Source organism: Pseudoselenomonas caprae, assembly GCF_008271345.1.
GTDB lineage: Bacteria > Bacillota > Negativicutes > Selenomonadales > Selenomonadaceae > Selenomonas_A > Selenomonas_A caprae.
Genome location: NZ_VTOZ01000007.1, coordinates 26,569 through 42,366, shown reverse-complemented (window position 1 = coordinate 42,366; position 15,798 = coordinate 26,569). Strand labels below are relative to the sequence as shown.

12 protein-coding genes are annotated in these 15,798 nt (G+C 56.7%); 10 read left to right on the top strand and 2 right to left on the bottom strand.

Annotated features, from left to right (window positions below; all coding sequences use genetic code 11):
• Window positions 1–47: 47 nt before the first annotated feature.
• The 5 genes from FZ041_RS04695 (at window position 48) to FZ041_RS04675 (ending at window position 7,068) form a co-directional block, all read left to right on the top strand.
• Window positions 48–566, top strand: coding sequence for an AAA family ATPase (locus tag FZ041_RS04695; RefSeq protein WP_075444806.1), 519 nt, complete (start codon window positions 48–50; stop codon window positions 564–566).
• Window positions 567–572: 6 nt separating this feature from the next.
• Window positions 573–2,945 (top strand): ferrous iron transport protein B, encoded by a 2,373-nt coding sequence (gene feoB, locus FZ041_RS04690; protein WP_149188718.1) that lies wholly within the window; start codon window positions 573–575, stop codon window positions 2,943–2,945.
• Between the two features lie 162 nt (window positions 2,946–3,107).
• The gene (locus FZ041_RS04685; protein ID WP_149188717.1) at window positions 3,108–3,755 is read left to right on the top strand and encodes an MBL fold metallo-hydrolase; all 648 of its coding nucleotides are present in this window, start codon (window positions 3,108–3,110) and stop codon (window positions 3,753–3,755) included.
• Between the two features lie 30 nt (window positions 3,756–3,785).
• Window positions 3,786–4,901 carry a chemotaxis protein CheB gene (locus tag FZ041_RS04680; protein ID WP_149188716.1) on the top strand — a complete coding sequence of 372 codons (1,116 nt, stop codon included), beginning with the start codon at window positions 3,786–3,788 and terminating at the stop codon, window positions 4,899–4,901.
• A gap of 31 nt (window positions 4,902–4,932) precedes the next feature.
• Window positions 4,933–7,068, top strand: coding sequence for a hybrid sensor histidine kinase/response regulator (locus tag FZ041_RS04675; RefSeq protein WP_075444798.1), 2,136 nt, complete (start codon window positions 4,933–4,935; stop codon window positions 7,066–7,068).
• Between the two features lie 69 nt (window positions 7,069–7,137).
• On the opposite strand, the gene FZ041_RS04670 is transcribed toward FZ041_RS04675, so the two are convergent.
• Window positions 7,138–7,398 carry a hypothetical protein gene (locus FZ041_RS04670; RefSeq protein ID WP_149188715.1) on the bottom strand — a complete coding sequence of 87 codons (261 nt, stop codon included), beginning with the start codon at window positions 7,396–7,398 and terminating at the stop codon, window positions 7,138–7,140.
• 168 nt (window positions 7,399–7,566) lie between these two features.
• Window positions 7,567–9,183, bottom strand: a complete 1,617-nt coding sequence (locus tag FZ041_RS04665; RefSeq protein WP_149188714.1) for an SGNH/GDSL hydrolase family protein — start codon at window positions 9,181–9,183, stop codon at window positions 7,567–7,569.
• A gap of 102 nt (window positions 9,184–9,285) precedes the next feature.
• Here FZ041_RS04665 and cobO point away from each other — a divergent pair, with 102 nt between their 5' ends.
• The 5 genes from cobO (at window position 9,286) to FZ041_RS04640 (ending at window position 15,786) form a co-directional block, all read left to right on the top strand.
• Window positions 9,286–9,822, top strand: a complete 537-nt coding sequence (gene cobO, locus FZ041_RS04660; RefSeq protein WP_149188713.1) for a cob(I)yrinic acid a,c-diamide adenosyltransferase — start codon at window positions 9,286–9,288, stop codon at window positions 9,820–9,822.
• 161 nt (window positions 9,823–9,983) lie between these two features.
• Complete coding sequence (gene ilvD, locus FZ041_RS04655) at window positions 9,984–11,636, top strand: dihydroxy-acid dehydratase (protein WP_149188712.1); 1,653 nt, start codon at window positions 9,984–9,986, stop codon at window positions 11,634–11,636.
• A 164-nt stretch (window positions 11,637–11,800) separates the two neighbouring features.
• Complete coding sequence (trmL, locus tag FZ041_RS04650; RefSeq protein ID WP_149188711.1) at window positions 11,801–12,295, top strand: tRNA (uridine(34)/cytosine(34)/5-carboxymethylaminomethyluridine(34)-2'-O)-methyltransferase TrmL; 495 nt, start codon at window positions 11,801–11,803, stop codon at window positions 12,293–12,295.
• Window positions 12,296–12,325: 30 nt separating this feature from the next.
• Window positions 12,326–13,255 (top strand): UDP-N-acetylmuramate dehydrogenase, encoded by a 930-nt coding sequence (gene murB / locus FZ041_RS04645; protein ID WP_439653962.1) that lies wholly within the window; start codon window positions 12,326–12,328, stop codon window positions 13,253–13,255.
• A 131-nt stretch (window positions 13,256–13,386) separates the two neighbouring features.
• The gene (locus FZ041_RS04640; protein WP_187626312.1) at window positions 13,387–15,786 is read left to right on the top strand and encodes a hybrid sensor histidine kinase/response regulator; all 2,400 of its coding nucleotides are present in this window, start codon (window positions 13,387–13,389) and stop codon (window positions 15,784–15,786) included.
• The last annotated feature ends 12 nt before the right edge of the window (window positions 15,787–15,798 follow it).

The following is a 15,798-nucleotide window of genomic DNA, read 5'->3' as shown; positions in this document are numbered from 1 at the left end:
TTGTGCTACAATAGGAAGGCAACTATCAATGTTTTGGAGATGACGTTTTGAAGGTAATCAATTTCTATGGCGGCGCTGGCATCGGCAAGAGCACGATTGCGGCCGATATTTATTCCAAGCTTAAGCGCAGAGGCTATAAGACAGAGCTCGTTGGCGAGTTTGCCAAGTGGCTTTGGTATCAGAATGCGACGGATATCGTTGAGGATCAGCTCTATCTCTTTGCGGAGCAGGCGCATCGGACGCGCACGCTGGCGCGCTACGATATCGACTTTGCTGTCTGCGATTCGCCGCTGCCCCTCAATATCATCTACAACCGTGAGCCGACCGAGGCGTTTGATGCGCTGGTCATGCAGGAGTTTGGCCGCTATGACAACATCAATTATCTGCTGCGGCGCAACGATGAATTCCTGTCGATCGATGGCCGCAAGGAGACGGATCTCGCGCAGGCAAAGGAAAAGGATGCGCAGGTCGTTGCGATGCTGGATAAGTGGGCAGTGCCCTATACGGTCATCGCTCCGTGGGAGACGGATAAGGTAATGATGGATTTGAATCTCTGGAAAGGCTGACGGATTATGACTTTAGATGAATTACAGCCGGGACAGGGAGCGTTCATCACGCGGGTGGACGGCAGTGGTGCGCTGCGCCATCATCTGCTCGATATGGGGCTTACGCCGCATACCGAGGTGACGCTGCAGAAGGTAGCACCGATGGGGGACCCGCTGCAGCTCAAGGTGCGCGGCTATGATTTGACCTTGCGCCGCGATGAGGCCCGCAGTATTGCCATCGAGGGTGTACACCAGCAGGAAGATGAGGCCTATAGCGAGCAGCGCAAGCGCGATATCGACCATCCAGGCGTCGGTGAGCTAGGTTATGCGCCGCAGCAGCACCGCCATGATCCGGCGCCGATACCGAAGGGCGCGCCCTTGGCGTTTGCCTTGGTCGGCAATCAGAATTGCGGCAAGACGACATTGTTCAATCAATTGACGGGAACGCATCAGCATGTGGGCAATTTTCCCGGCGTGACCGTTGACCGCAAGGATGGGCAGATTCGCGGCCACCGCGAGGCGCGTGTGACTGACCTGCCGGGCATCTACTCGCTGTCTCCCTACTCCAGCGAGGAGATCGTCACCCGCGATTTCCTGCTGCAGACCCATCCCGATGGCATCATCAATATCGTCGATGCGACGAACCTTGAGCGCAATCTGTATCTGACGATGCAGCTCATGGAGCTCGGCATCCCGATGGTGCTGGCGCTCAACATGATGGATGAGGTGCGTGATAACGGCGGCTCGATTCTCATCAATGAGCTTGAGGCCGTGCTCGGCATTCCCGTCGTGCCGATTTCAGCGGCCAAGAATGAGGGTGTCGATGAGCTGGTGGATCATGCGCTGCATATGGCGCGCCATCACCGGCAGCCGATGCGCATCGACTTCTGCAAGGATAGCGAGGCGCAGGGCGATCCTATCGCTGCGGTGCATCGCGCCATCCATGCGACGGCGCATATGATTGAGCCCGAGGCGCGGAAAATCGGGATGCCGCTGCGCTTTGCGGCGACGAAGCTCATCGAAAAGGATGGGCGGATGGCGGACAGCCTGGCTTTGCCGCAGGAAAAGCAGGAGATGTTTGCACATATCATCACCATCCTGCAGGAGGAGACGGGGCTGGATGCCGAGGCGGCCATGGCCCATATGCGTTTTGCCTTCATCACGAATCTTTGCGCGCAGACGGTGGTACGCCCGCATGAGAGCCGCGAGCATCAGCGCAGCGTGGCGATCGACCGCATCCTGACCGGCCAGTATACGGCCATTCCCAGCTTTGTGGCCATCATGGCCTTTATCTTCGTGATGACGTTTGCTGGTATCGGCGCACTGCTGACCGATGGCATGGCGGTCGTGGTCGGCGGCGTAACCGATACGGTGGATGGGCTGCTTGCGGCGACCGGCGTGAATCCTGTCGTCCATGACCTCATCATCCACGGAGCCCTCGAGGGCATCGGCAGTGTCATCAGCTTCCTGCCGACCATCGTGACGTTGTTCTTTTTCCTGTCTATCCTCGAGGATACGGGCTACATGGCGCGCGTGGCGTTTGTCATGGACCGGCTGCTGCGCCGCATCGGCCTGTCGGGGCGCAGCATCGTGCCGATGCTCGTCGGCTTTGGCTGCTCGGTGCCAGCCATCATGGCAACGCGGACGCTTTCCAGTGAGCGCGACCGCAAGATGACGGTGCTCCTGCTGCCGTTCATGAGCTGCAGTGCCAAGCTGCCAATCTATGCGCTGCTCATCGGTGCCTTTTTCCCGCGCGAGTATCAGGCCGTTATCATGATTGCCCTTTATTTTACCGGCATCGGTGTGGGCATCCTGTTTGCGCTGCTGCTGCGGCGGACGCGGTTCCGCGGCGAGCCGGTGCCCTTTGTCATGGAGCTGCCGAATTACCGCATCCCGTCGGCCAAGAGCGTGGCACGGCTCATCTGGGATAAGGCCAAGGGCTTTCTCATGAAGGCGTTCACCATCATCTTCCTGGCCTCCATCATCATCTGGTGTCTGCAGATGTTCGACCTGCGGCTAAACGTTGCCGAATCGCCCGAGCAAAGCCTGCTGGCTGCCATCGGCAAGCTCGCCGCGCCGATTTTCGCGCCGCTGGGCTTTGCGGATTGGCGTGTGGCTACGGCACTTATCACAGGCTTCATGGCGAAAGAAACGGTCGTATCGACGCTTACAGTACTGCTCGGTGGCGATGCGTCGCTGCTGGCGGGGCTGCTGACACCGCTGACGGCCGTGGTGCTGCTGGTGTTCGTGCTGCTCTACACGCCGTGCGTGGCGGCGATTTCGACCATGCGCCGCGAGATCGGCGGGCGCAATGCGTTCCTGACTGTCATCGTGCAGTGCGTGATCGCCTGGCTGGCTGCCTATGCAGTCCGGCTGCTGGCACTGCTGATATCTGCCTGAGAGAAGCGATGGATCTTTGCGGGATCCATCGCTTTTTTCGTTCCTCCCTTACGGCAGAATCCTGCCCTGGAGCAGACTAGATTTCATATCGTGGCAGGAAGATGGCACCTGCTGGGCGAATAAGATAAGGAAGGACTAGCATGGTTATCTGAGGTGAATGGAATGATTATACAAGCACAGGTCATGGGCTATATCGTGACGAATTCCTATTTTTATATAGACGATGAGACAAAGCACGGCTTCCTGATCGATCCTGGTGCCGAGCCGGAGAAACTGCTCGCCATCATCCGGGAGCAGGGCTTCACCATCGAGAAGATCCTGCTGACCCATGGGCACTTCGACCACATCGGTGCGGTGCCGGCCCTGCAGCAGGAGCTGGCGGTGCCGGTTCTCATGCAGGGAAATGGCCGCCAGTATGCCGAAGATCCGGTTTGGAACCTTTCGGCCCAGCTGGAGGAGCCGCTGACCTTGTCTGGGGTCACCTATATCGCGGACAATTCCGATGTGGAGCTTAGGGACAAGCCGGCCTTCGGCCTGCATATGGTGCCTGTGCCTGGCCATACGGCCGATGGCTGTATCTACTATAGCGCGCAGGACAAGATCGCTTTTGTCGGCGACTCGGTTTTCAAGAGCAGCTATGGCCGCACGGACCTGCCTGGCGGCGACGAACGCCAACTGATGCAGGGGATTGTCAGGCATATCCTGTCACTGCCGCCGGATACGGCGCTGCTCTCGGGACACTCCGAGCCGACGACAGTGGCTGCCGAGCGGCAGATGCCCTGGTATCAGGCCCTGCTGTCTGACAGCTGAGACGCTATGCGAAGATGAAGGAGAAAAGGGATGGTTACGATTCGTGTTCTGGTAATGGAACCTTCCGCGACCGCACGGGACACGGTATTGGCAGGGATAAGGAGCCGGTTGGCAGGCGCCCAGCTTGAAGGGGCAACGGAGATGGACGACGCCATCATGAAGATACGCATGTTCAAGCCGGACGTCATCGTGCTGAATCTCTTCCTTGGAATCCAGCAGACTGACAACCAGATGTTCCTCTCGCTGGTGGTGCATATGACAGAAGCACCCGTGGTGACCTACGGCATGCTCGCCAAGACCAGGAGCTGTGCCGAGTCGATGGGGGCATTTTCCTACCTGGCCAAGCCAAAACCGGGAGCGGACAAGACAATATTCTTCGATGAGCTGGCAGCCTCTATCCGGGCGGCCTGCGAGAAAAACGGGACAAAGGGGCAGAGCATCGGCCGCAGTGCGACGGTGGCCCGGGATATCTGGCCGGCACAGCGTCAGGCGCCGCCCAAGCCTGACGCTGTGCCCCTGAGTGATGGGGCAGCACCGACCGGCACGCGCCCGGCAATCCGCCATACGAATGTGCCGATACGCATCATCGCCATCGGCTCCTCGACAGGGGGAACCAAGGCGCTGTCGGATATCCTGCCGTCGCTCCGGCCGCCGCTGCCGCCCATCGTCATCGCGCAGCACATCCCGCCGCTCTTTTCCGAGCGGCTGGCCGAGCGGCTCAACAATGAGTGCCGCCTGCATGTCAAGGAGGCGGAGGCTGGCGATATCGTCCGGTCCAATACGGTCTACATTGCCCCAGGGCATAAGCACATGACGCTGAAGCGCATCGATGGCGGCTTCCAGCTCGACTGCCAGCCCGGAAGGCCTGTGCACGGTGTCTGTCCATCGGCCGATGTGCTGTTTCACTCGGTGGCCCAGGCGGCGGGCGACACGGCGCTGGGCATCATCCTGACCGGCATGGGCCGCGACGGGGCCGAGGGGCTTTTGGACATGCTGCGCTGCGGGGCGCGGACAATCGGACAGGACAAGCTGAGCTCGGTGGTCTATGGCATGCCGAAAGCGGCCTTTGACATCGGGGCCGTCGAGCAGCAGGTGCCGCTTGCGAAGATAGCCAGGACAATCCAGGAGCTTTGCAGCAAGGATTGATGGCAGCTGAATGGAAATAAGGAGCATAGAAATGAACGATATAACCAAGGAAAAGGGCCAGCCGGCATGGCAGAAATCCGTCGGCGCGGTTCTGGCCTTATCGGATGATTATACCTCTGTGTACTGTGTCAACATGCAGGACGGTGCCATGACAGCCTTTACGACCCAGGATGTATTCCGTCAGGCGATGGACAGGCAGGATACGGAGGCACTGACCTATGCGGAGGCATTGACCTGCTATGCCGAGCGCCAGGTCTATCCGCTTGATCGCCTGCGCGTCCGGGCAGTGGCCTCGCTGGCTTATGTCAGCAAGATGCTCAAGGACCAGCGCACGTATTCGATTTCCTTTAGCCTGTACGTTGACAAAGAGATACACTTTGCCGAAATGAAATTCGTACGACTCGAGGAGAAGGATGGCAAACTGGTCTCCGTCGTGCTCGGCATCCGCGAAAACGATGAGCGCATTGGCGGCACGCTGGTCCACCAGCATATCATCAAGGAGGTCGACGCCATCTATTTCTGCGATCTCAACCAGGATATCCTGCGCGTCTACAAGCGGCCCCAGATGGTGCCATTGCCCGATGGCCGGCTGACGACATCGTACAGCAGTGTCATGAAGCGCCTGCTGCCATTGGTCAGCAGTGACCAGCGGACGATGATGCAGAATCTTGCCGATCCGCAATTCGTCAAAGACTATATTGCCGATGAAGAAAGCCGTGAGTTTGTCTATGAGCTGCCGGATTACGAAAAGCCGTGGCGCAGGGCTTTTTTCCAGGTGTATGACCGCGGTGAGGATGGCAAAGCCTCGCGCATCATCCTTTCGATTGCACCGATTGATTACAATCGCGCGAAGGAATTCGAGCTGGCCAAACGGCTGGAGCATCAGCGGGAAAAGCTTGCCAAGCAGCATGAGCAGCTCGAACTGGCTTTGCAGCAGGCCAATACGGCCAACCAGGCCAAGACCCATTTCCTTACGAATATGTCACACGATATCCGTACGCCGATGAACGCCATCATGGGCTATACGGCACTGGCGGCGGCGCATCTGCAGGATACGGAATGCGTGCGCAACTATCTGAACAAGATTTCGACGGCCAGCGATCATCTGCTGTCCATCATCAACGATGTGCTCGACATGAGCCGCATCGAAAGCGGCAAGATGGCGCTGAACGTATCGGAAAACAGCTTTGCCGATATCGTGCAGGAGCTGACCTATATCCTGCAGCCCGATATGGATGCGCGGCAGCTGACTTTCTGTGTCGATACCGAAAGGATTGCCAACGAGCGCATCTGGTGTGACCGCCTGCGGCTCAATCAGGTCCTGCTCAACTGCTTGTCCAATGCCGTGAAGTTCACCGAACCCGGCGGCACGGTAGCTCTTGAAATCGCGCAGGACAAGCAGGCTCCGAATGGCTATGGCAGCTTTACTTTTGTCATCCGCGATACCGGCATCGGCATGGCGCCGGAGTTCGTCGCGCATATCTTCGAGCCGTTCACGCGCGAGCGGACGAGCACGCAGAGCCGCGTGCAGGGGACGGGCCTGGGCATGGCCATCGTCAAGAATCTCGTCGATATGATGGGCGGCGATATCTCGGTCTGGAGTGAGCCCGGAACGGGAACGGAAATCACCATCAACCTCTTGCTGAAGCTCACGGCCGTGACCGGTCAGGCAGGTATTGCCGGGCATCTGCAGCAGGTGGAAGAGATGCTGGCGGGGGATGCGGGGCAGGCGAAGAAAAGCGGTACATCGCTCGAGCACAGCAGCACGGTCCTGCAGCAGCAGGATCTGCGGGGAAATATCCTGCTGGTCGAAGATAATGAAATCAATGCCGAAATCGTCTATGCGCTGCTCGAAAATACCGACATAAAGATCGACCTGGCCGAAAATGGGGCCATCGCCGTTGATAAGATAAAGGCGGCGCCTGAGGGCGGCTACGATTTGGTGCTCATGGATCTGCAGATGCCCGTCATGAATGGCCTCGATGCTTCGCGGGCCATCCGCAGGCTGCCCAGCAAATGGACGCAGGATATTCCTATCCTGGCGATGACGGCCAATGCGTTTGATGAAGACCGTAAAGCCGCGATGGAAAGCGGTATGAACGATTATATCTTAAAGCCCATTGACCTTCCGAATCTGTTCGAGAAATTACATGAATATCTCGATTGAAGCGCGAAAACGCAGAAAATAAAAAATGCCCGGCAGAGGAAAGCCTCTGTCGGGCATTTTTGTGCTTAATCAAGCATGAGCGAGGTTATCGTCCTCGTCATAGACCGGCGTTTGCGCCGTTGCAAGCTCGGAAAAATCGAACTGCGGCAATTTTTTCTCGGACAGGTTGCGAACTTTTGCCAGGATATCCTCATCAGCAGCAAAAGGACGGCATTCTTCGAGGCTGCGCTCCATCTGCTGGAGTTCCGGCACGTAGAAGCCAAGCTTATCGGCTACGTATTTGAACGCATAGAAATTCTTCGTAAGTTCACACCATTCAAGATTTTTCATATCAACACTCCTTAGTACATCTTTTTTCCCACATACCATGCTGCCGGGATGCTCGGATGATCCATAAAAAGCAGCATGTGTGTAAGTATACGCAGGATTATTTGACGTGTCAATATGATTTTTGTAAATAATTGGAAACAATTATGTTCGCTATGAAATGAAATTGCTTCATTTTAAGAATTTATTTTGGTTCATATTGATGATTTCGCCCATGAGCTGCTTGCCGAGAATATCGGGATGCAGTCCGTCAACCGAGAATTTGTTGTCCATGAAGCGGTGCGTCGGGTCATAGAAATAGGGTTCAAGGTCGATGTAGTAATCCTGCTGGCGGATCCAGCCATTGATGCGGGCGAGTTTCTTCTGCCAGTTCGGATCGGTCGGTGCCTGGAAAGCGAGCTGGATATTGGGGGGATTGACCGGCATCAGGGTCAGGAAAATCGGCCGGATATCGTTCTTGAGGCATTTATCGCGGATAGTCGCCAGATCATTGACTACGGACTCAGCACTGATCGTGGTCGAGCGCAGGCTGTTGGTGCCTGTAAGGATCAGCAGGTTCAAGGGGCGGAACGGCAGGACATCGCTGTCGAAGCGGTCAAGGGTCATCTTTGACGTGTCACCGCTGCGGCCGAGATTCAGATACGGGAAGTCAAAATAGGTCGTATAGCTGTACTCGAGCGCGGCTGGTGAGTTCGAGACGGCACCGCCGCCATGGGTGATGCTGTCGCCGAGCACAGCGACGGGGACGCGCTCAGGCAGCTCGGGCATCGTGAAATGCTCGGTATCGGACCAGGTGCCTAACGTATAGCCCTGCTGGTTGACAGCGCGCACGCGCCAGTAGTAGTCGCCGGCATAGGGGCGTGCATATTCATCGTAGCAGGCCGCGCCGCTTACCGTATTGCGCCAGACCGCATCGGCATCGGCCGTCGTGCCATGCGCCTCAGCTGGCGGATGGATCAAAAGCTCGACTTCATAGCGGGCGGCATCGTGCAGCGGGATCCACTGGTAGACCGGATAGACCGGCATCTGGAAGTTCGGCATCTGGTCAAAGGTGTTGGGCAGCGGGGCCGTAGGCTGCGGCAGGTCAGGATTGATATGCAGTTCCTCGGCCTTGGAGAATTCGCCCATGGGATTGTGATGGATATCGAGCGCGCGCACGCGCCAGTAGATGAATTTGCGGTTGGCATACTTCTTGAGGTCGGCCTGCCAGCCATTCGTAAAGATCTGGTTGGTGCTCTCGAGGTGGTTGGCCTTGTCATGCGTGATGCCGCCCTCCTGGGCCGGCTTGCCTGCGAGCAGCTCGACCTCGTAGCAGACGGCATTCGGGATGGCATGCCAGACGAGGAACGGCATGAGGCTGGCCGGATGGTCCTCGGTATAGTGATAGATGGTGACCGGTGAAGCCGGTGCCTTCGCGTAGATGGGATTGTCGATCGGCTCGGACGGCGGCGTAAGCTGGCCGAACATGCCATAAGCCGTGACGCGGTAGGTCGTCGGGATGCCGCTGCGCGGCACCTCAAACGTCGAATCGAACGTATACCCGCTCGCAAAGAAGTGATACTCCGGCTCGCCTTCTACAAGACCGGTCGTGCGCGAATAGGTCTCTACCTTGTAAAAGCAAGGATAGGGCAGCGGGTCCCACGATAACACCATATGGCCATCGGTTTCGTGGAACGAGGTCTGCAAGGTCATATTGCGCAGACCGAGCAAATCGGTCTTTTCGGCCATGAAAGCGGAAAACGCTGTAAAACAAAAAATGATAAACACAAAAAGGAAAAATTTCTTCATATATAACACCAGATAGCAGGATTTTCTTCAAAAATTAGCGTAAAATAGTAAAGGTACAAAAATGTACGCTGTTTATTATATCATATTTCTGAGGTGATAGGTATGGAAAAGCACGGTTTAGTCATCGTTCATACGGGAAATGGCAAAGGCAAGACAACGGCGGCGCTCGGCCTGGCCGTCCGCGCCTGGGGAGATGGTTTTCGCGTCCTTATACTGCAATTCATCAAGGGCGGCTGGAAGTACGGGGAATTGAAGACCATCGAGACGCTTGCGGCTGCGGATGGCCGCATCGAAATCCGCCAGTGCGGGCTTGGTTTCACAAATACCGATGCCCATGAGCAGGCTGAGCATTTGCAGGCGGCAGCTGATGCACTTGCGATGGCCAGGGAAGCGATTACGGGCGGTAAGTACGACCTTGTCATTCTCGATGAGATAAATTATGCCGTCAAGTTCGATCTGATCACGGAGCAGCAGGTACTCGATTTGCTCGCCTGCCGTCCGCCCGAGCTGCACGTCGTGCTGACGGGACGTGATGCAGCCCCGAAGGTCATCGAGCAGGCAGACCTTGTGACCGAGATGAAGGAAATCAAGCATCCGTATACGCAGGGCATAAAGGCCCAGATCGGCATCGAATTTTGAGCCGCCGGGTATCTTGTGCATGTAACTCTGTAAATTATTTAACGTAAATTGCTTGAATTAATCGCATGTATGCAGTAGAATTGTAACTATGTAACGATATATTGTCGGCAAATGTATTGATACAAAAGACAAAATCTATCGCAGATTAGGAGAGTTGAAAAATGAGAAGTGACATCGTCAAAAGAGGCGCTACGCGCTGTGCCCATCGTTCCCTGTTTCATGCGAATGGCTATGGCCCTGAGGATTTGCGCAAACCGTTGATCGGCATCTGCAATTCCTTCAATGAAATCATTCCTGGCCATATCCATCTGCGCGAAATCGCAGAGGCGGCCAAGCTCGGTGTCGCTGCGGCCGGTGGTACGCCGGTGGAGTTTCCTGCCATCGGTGTCTGCGATGGTATTGCTATGGGCCATACGGGCATGAAATATTCGCTGGCCAGCCGCGAGCTCATCGCCGATTCCGTGGAGTCTGTCGCTATGGCGTCTGGTTTTGACGGTCTCGTGCTGATTCCGAACTGCGATAAGGTCGTGCCAGGCATGCTGATGGCAGCCGCCCGTCTCAATATCCCCTGTGTCGTCGTCTCGGGCGGTCCGATGCTGCCGGGTCGCTTCCATGGCCGTGATGTCAGCGTCAGCCAGGCCTTTGAGGCGGCAGGCAAGTTTGCTGCCGGCGAGATGGCAGCTGAGGAGATGGAGGAGCTTGAGGCAAAATGCTGCCCGGGCTGCGGTTCCTGTGCGGGATTGTTCACAGCCAATACGATGAATTCGCTCTCGGAGGTCCTGGGCATGGCCCTGCCGGGCAATGGCACGATTCCCGCTGCCTACACGGGCGCACGCCGCCTGCTGGCCAAGCGCGCGGGTGCTGTCATCATGGATCTCATCGAAAAGGATATCAAGCCGCGCGACATCCTGACGCGCAAGGCCTTTGAAAATGCGATTACGGTTGATATGGGCATCGGCGGCTCGTCGAATACGGTACTGCATCTGACGGCGATCGCTCACGAGGCGGGCATCGAGATTCCGGCGCCGCTGTTTGATGAGATTTCGCGTCGCACGCCGTATATCACGAAACTCAGCCCGGCCGGAACGCATCATATGGTCGACCTTGACGAGGCCGGCGGCATCTCGGCCGTCATGCATGAGCTCGCGAAGAAAGACCTCATCCACCTCGATGCGCTGACGGTCACGGGGCCGATGGGCGACCGCATCAAGGATGCCAAGGTGCTTGACCGCAAGGTCATCCATAGCGTCGAAGAGCCGTACCGCAAGGAAGGCGGCATCGCGATCCTCAAGGGCAATCTGGCGCCGGACTATGCTGTCGTCAAGGCATCGGCCGTCAAGGAAGATATGCTGACTTATGAGGGCAAAGCCAAGTGCTACAACTCGGAGACTGAGGCCTGCGATGCCATCATGGCCGGCGAGATCGTCGATGGCGATGTCGTGGTCATCCGCTACGAGGGCCCGAAGGGCGGCCCGGGTATGCAGGAGATGCTAAACCCGACGGCTGTCATCACGGGCCGCGGGCTAAAGGTCGGCCTCATAACCGATGGCCGTTTCAGCGGTGCCAGCCAGGGCGCCTGTGTCGGCCATGTCTCACCGGAGGCCATGGAAGGCGGCCCGATTGCCCTGATCGAGGACGGCGATATCATCGTCATCGACATCCCGAACCGCAGGCTCGAGCTCAAAGTCAGCGACGAGGAGCTCGCTGCGCGCAAGGCCCGCTGGCAGCAGCCGGAGCCCAAGATCAAGCATGGCTATCTGTCAAGATATGCAAAACTCACCACATCGGCCAGCACTGGTGCTGTACTCAGATAACGTTGACAAGTCAGCTTGACAAGTCAACTCCTGACAAGTCAAGCTGGCCGCCCAGTCTGACCAGACAAAGCACTACAAGCCTTCCCTTTGCGGGAAGGCTTGTATTTGTTGAGGGAATTCGCTATAATAGGGAACGTTGAAAACGATAGTTTGAGGTGTATAGATTGCATATAGTATTGATAGAGCCGGAAATCCCTGGCAATACGGGCAACATCGCCCGTCTCTGCGCAGCGACGGGCATCGAGCTGCATCTGGTCAAGCCGCTGGGATTCTCGACGGACGATAAATATCTGAAGCGTGCCGGTCTTGACTACTGGCATCTGGTCAAGGTGCATTATCATGAGAACTTCGATGAGGTACTCGCGATGTATCACGGGCATAATTTCTATTATCTGTCGACCAAGGCGCCGCGTGCGCATACGGAGGTTCACTACACGGAGGATGACATGCTGGTCTTCGGCAAGGAGTCGGCAGGTATCCCCGAGACAATCCTTGATGCGAACTGGGAGAACTGCGTGCGCATTCCGATGATCGCCGAGGCGCGGTCGCTGAACCTTTCCAATGCCGTGGCAATCGTTGCCTATGAGGCCATGCGCCAGATGGACTTTGCCAATCTGGCCGAGAACGGCCCGGGCCTGCGCATGTGGAAACAGGCTTGAGGCCTTGCGAGTTACTGCTGGATAGAATAGATGGGAATGAATACATTGATAGATAAGAATTTCGTTGCCGCCTGCCGTGAGTTCCTGCAGGCTGAGCAGGTGCTGCTCGATGAACCGATGCGCCTGCATACGACCTTTGAGATCGGCGGCCCGGCTGACTGCCTGATCTTTCCGGCCAATATGGCCGAGACGCAGCGCATCTTGAAACTGGTCAAGGAATACAAGCTGCCCCTTACGCTCTTGGGCAACGGCTCGAACATGCTGGTGCGCGACAAGGGCATCCGCGGCGTAGTGGTGAAGTTCGCGGAGCCGATGTCCTCGATCCGCTGCGAGGGCACGCGCATCATCGCCGGTGCCGGTGCGCTGCTGAAGGATGTCTCCGAGTGCGCAGCGGCCCATGGCCTGACTGGTCTCGAGTATGCCTGCGGCATCCCCGGCAGCATCGGCGGCGCGGTCTTCATGAACGCCGGTGCTTACGATGGCGAGACGAAGAATGTAGCCGACTGCGTGCGGGCCGTAGATGCTGAGGGCAACATCCACGAGTTTTCCAAGGATGAGCTCGAGCTTGGCTACCGCCACAGCGTCTTCCAGACAAATGGCGAAGCCATCTGCGAGGTCGAGCTGCAATTGCAGCCAGGCGACGAGCAGGAAATCCGCGCGAAGATCGCCGACTACACCCAGCGGCGCGAGAGCAAGCAGCCGCTGGAGATGCCAAGTGCTGGCAGCACGTTCAAGCGTCCCGAAGGGTATTTTGCGGGCACGCTAATCGACCAGACGGGGCTCAAGGGCCTGACGGTCGGCGGTGCACAGGTATCGACGAAGCATGCCGGGTTTGTCGTCAATGCCGGCGGTGCGACGGCAGCCGATGTGGTGAACCTTATCCATGAGGTGCAGCGCCGCGTCAAGGAAAAGCATGGCGTTGAGCTGCAGCCAGAGGTCCGCATGCTCGGCGAAGAGTAAAGCAGAACAAAAGCAAACGGAAAGCCTTCCCTGTATGCGGGAAGGCTTTTGTAGTGGAAAAAATACGGCGAGGAGGAAGTTGCTGGCAGGATGGCGAATATTCGTTATAGGAGATGTGGAAGGAGGGTGTCATGAAGAAGGAAGGAAAGGAACTGCGGGCTATCCTGTCGGCGCTGTCGGACCTTTATATATCGCTGCAGGTCATCGATCTGACGACGCTGGCCAGCGAGACGGTCAAGACGGATTTCCCCTTGCAGGAAATGGGGGCAGGGGCGGCGTTCCAGGAACAGTTCTATGAGATTATACGGCAGGTCGTAGCCCCCGACTATCTGCAGCAGATGCTTGACTTCGTGACGCTCGGTACGCTTGCCAGCCGCCTGCAGGATAAACGGCAGATCGCGGTCGTTTTCCGCAATAAGCAATTCCAATGGCGGCGGGCCTGTTTCATCCGCATCGATGAGGAGGAACCGCTGCTGCGCGTACTTTATGCGGTAGAGGATATCGAAAATGAAAAGGCACGTGAACATATCACAGCCGAGATTGCCAGTGTCCTTTCCGAAAGCTATTCTTCTATCGTCTATGTGAACGTTGCTGATGCGCGGGTCTATCCGCTTTGGATCAGCCATGTCAGCGAAAAGTTTGCCCGCTTTTTGCGGCAGCGGCCTGTCGCCTATGATGTGTTCCGTACTTATATCGATACCATGGTGTATGCGGAAGATCAGGCCGGGATGCGGCGTTTCCTGTCGCGGAAGTATATCTTTGACCGCCTGGACCGCGAAGGACAGATCGTTTACTCCTATCGTACATTGCGTGACGATACCCTTGTCTATTATCAACTTAGAATCGCGGCCTTTGATGAACGGCGCAAGCTTATCTTTGCGTTCGAAAATATCGACCAGGATTTGCGACGCCAGCAGAAGCTCATGTCGGAGCTCGAGCAGCGCAGTGTGCTTCTGCGCGGCCTGTCCAAGGAATACAGCTCTGTCTGGCTCGTAGATGCGCGGACGGAGACGGTCTCCATGGTGATGAACAACAGCAATTCCGAGACGACAAATGCCTTTATCAAAGCGCTCAAGGGCAAGGATTATTACAAGATCACGAACGAGTATATCGACCGCGTTATCGTTCCTGAACAGCGTGAGGAGATGCGCCGCAATTGGCATTTGGGCAATTTGCGCGATAAAGTATGCAAGGATAAGATCTATACGCTGAATTATACGCGGCTGACCTATGAGGGCAAACGGCAGCATTATCAATGCTGCTATATCAAGGATGCAGATGCGGATAGCTATGAATACTTTATCTGTGGGTTCCGCAATATCGAATCCACGATCCAGCAGGAGCAGGAAAAGCAGCGTGAGCTCGATGCGGCGCGCAAGGCGGCGGAAGCTGCCAACGAAGCCAAATCAAGATTCCTGTTCAACATGAGCCATGATATCCGTACGCCGCTCAATGCCATCATCGGCTTTACGGAAATGGCCGATCGGGCGCCGGAGGACCTTGCCAAGCAGGCCAAGTGCCGGGCGAAGATCCTTTCGGCCAGCAATCAGCTGCTGTCCATCCTCAATGATGTGCTCGAGATGGCCCGCATCGAAAACAATCGGATTGTCATTGATGAGCAGCTGGTCGATATGCAGGAGTATTTGCGGCTCTCGACGACCATTTTCGATGTGCAGATCGCGGAGAAGCAGCTGACCTTTGAGAAACACAATGATTTTCAGCATCGCTATCTCTATGTGGACAAGACCCATGTGTCGGAAATCTTCATCAATATCATCGGCAATGCCATAAAATACACGCCGCCTGGCGGCCGCATCGTAGCGTGCTTGCGTGAGCTGCCTGGCAGAAAAAGCGGGGAATGTATCATCGAAGTGGTGACCCGCGATACAGGCGTCGGCATGACCAGGGAGTTCTTGCAGCATGCGTTCGATCAGTTTGCCCGTGAACGGACGTCCTCGACCAACGGTGTGCAGGGCACAGGGCTCGGGCTGGCAATAGTCAAGCGGCTGGTCGGGCTGCTGGGCGGAACCATTTCTATTGCGAGCACTCTGGGCGAGGGGACGACGGTGACTGTCCGTCTGCCGCATCGCATCGGGACGGCGGCTGAAATCGAGCAGCAGAGCATGAAGCGCAGCGACGATGCGCAGCTGGCCGGCCGCCATATCCTGCTGGCAGAGGACAACGAGCTCAATGCAGAGATTGTCATCGCGCTGCTCACAGAGGTTGGCTGCAAGGTCGACTGGGCACAGGACGGGCGGATATGTGCCGAAAAGCTGCAGGCAGCATTGCCCGGAAGCTATGACCTCATCCTGATGGATATCCAGATGCCCCATATGGATGGCTATGAGACGACGCGCTATATCCGCCGCCTGCCCGACAAGCGGCAGGCAGGAATCCCGATTCTGGCCATGACGGCAAATGCATTCAAGGAGGATGTGGATAATGCACTGGCGGCAGGGATGAATGGCCATTTGGCAAAACCTATCGATATCCCCAAGCTCATGCAGACATTGAAGGTTTTATTGCACTAGATAGGGAAGGAG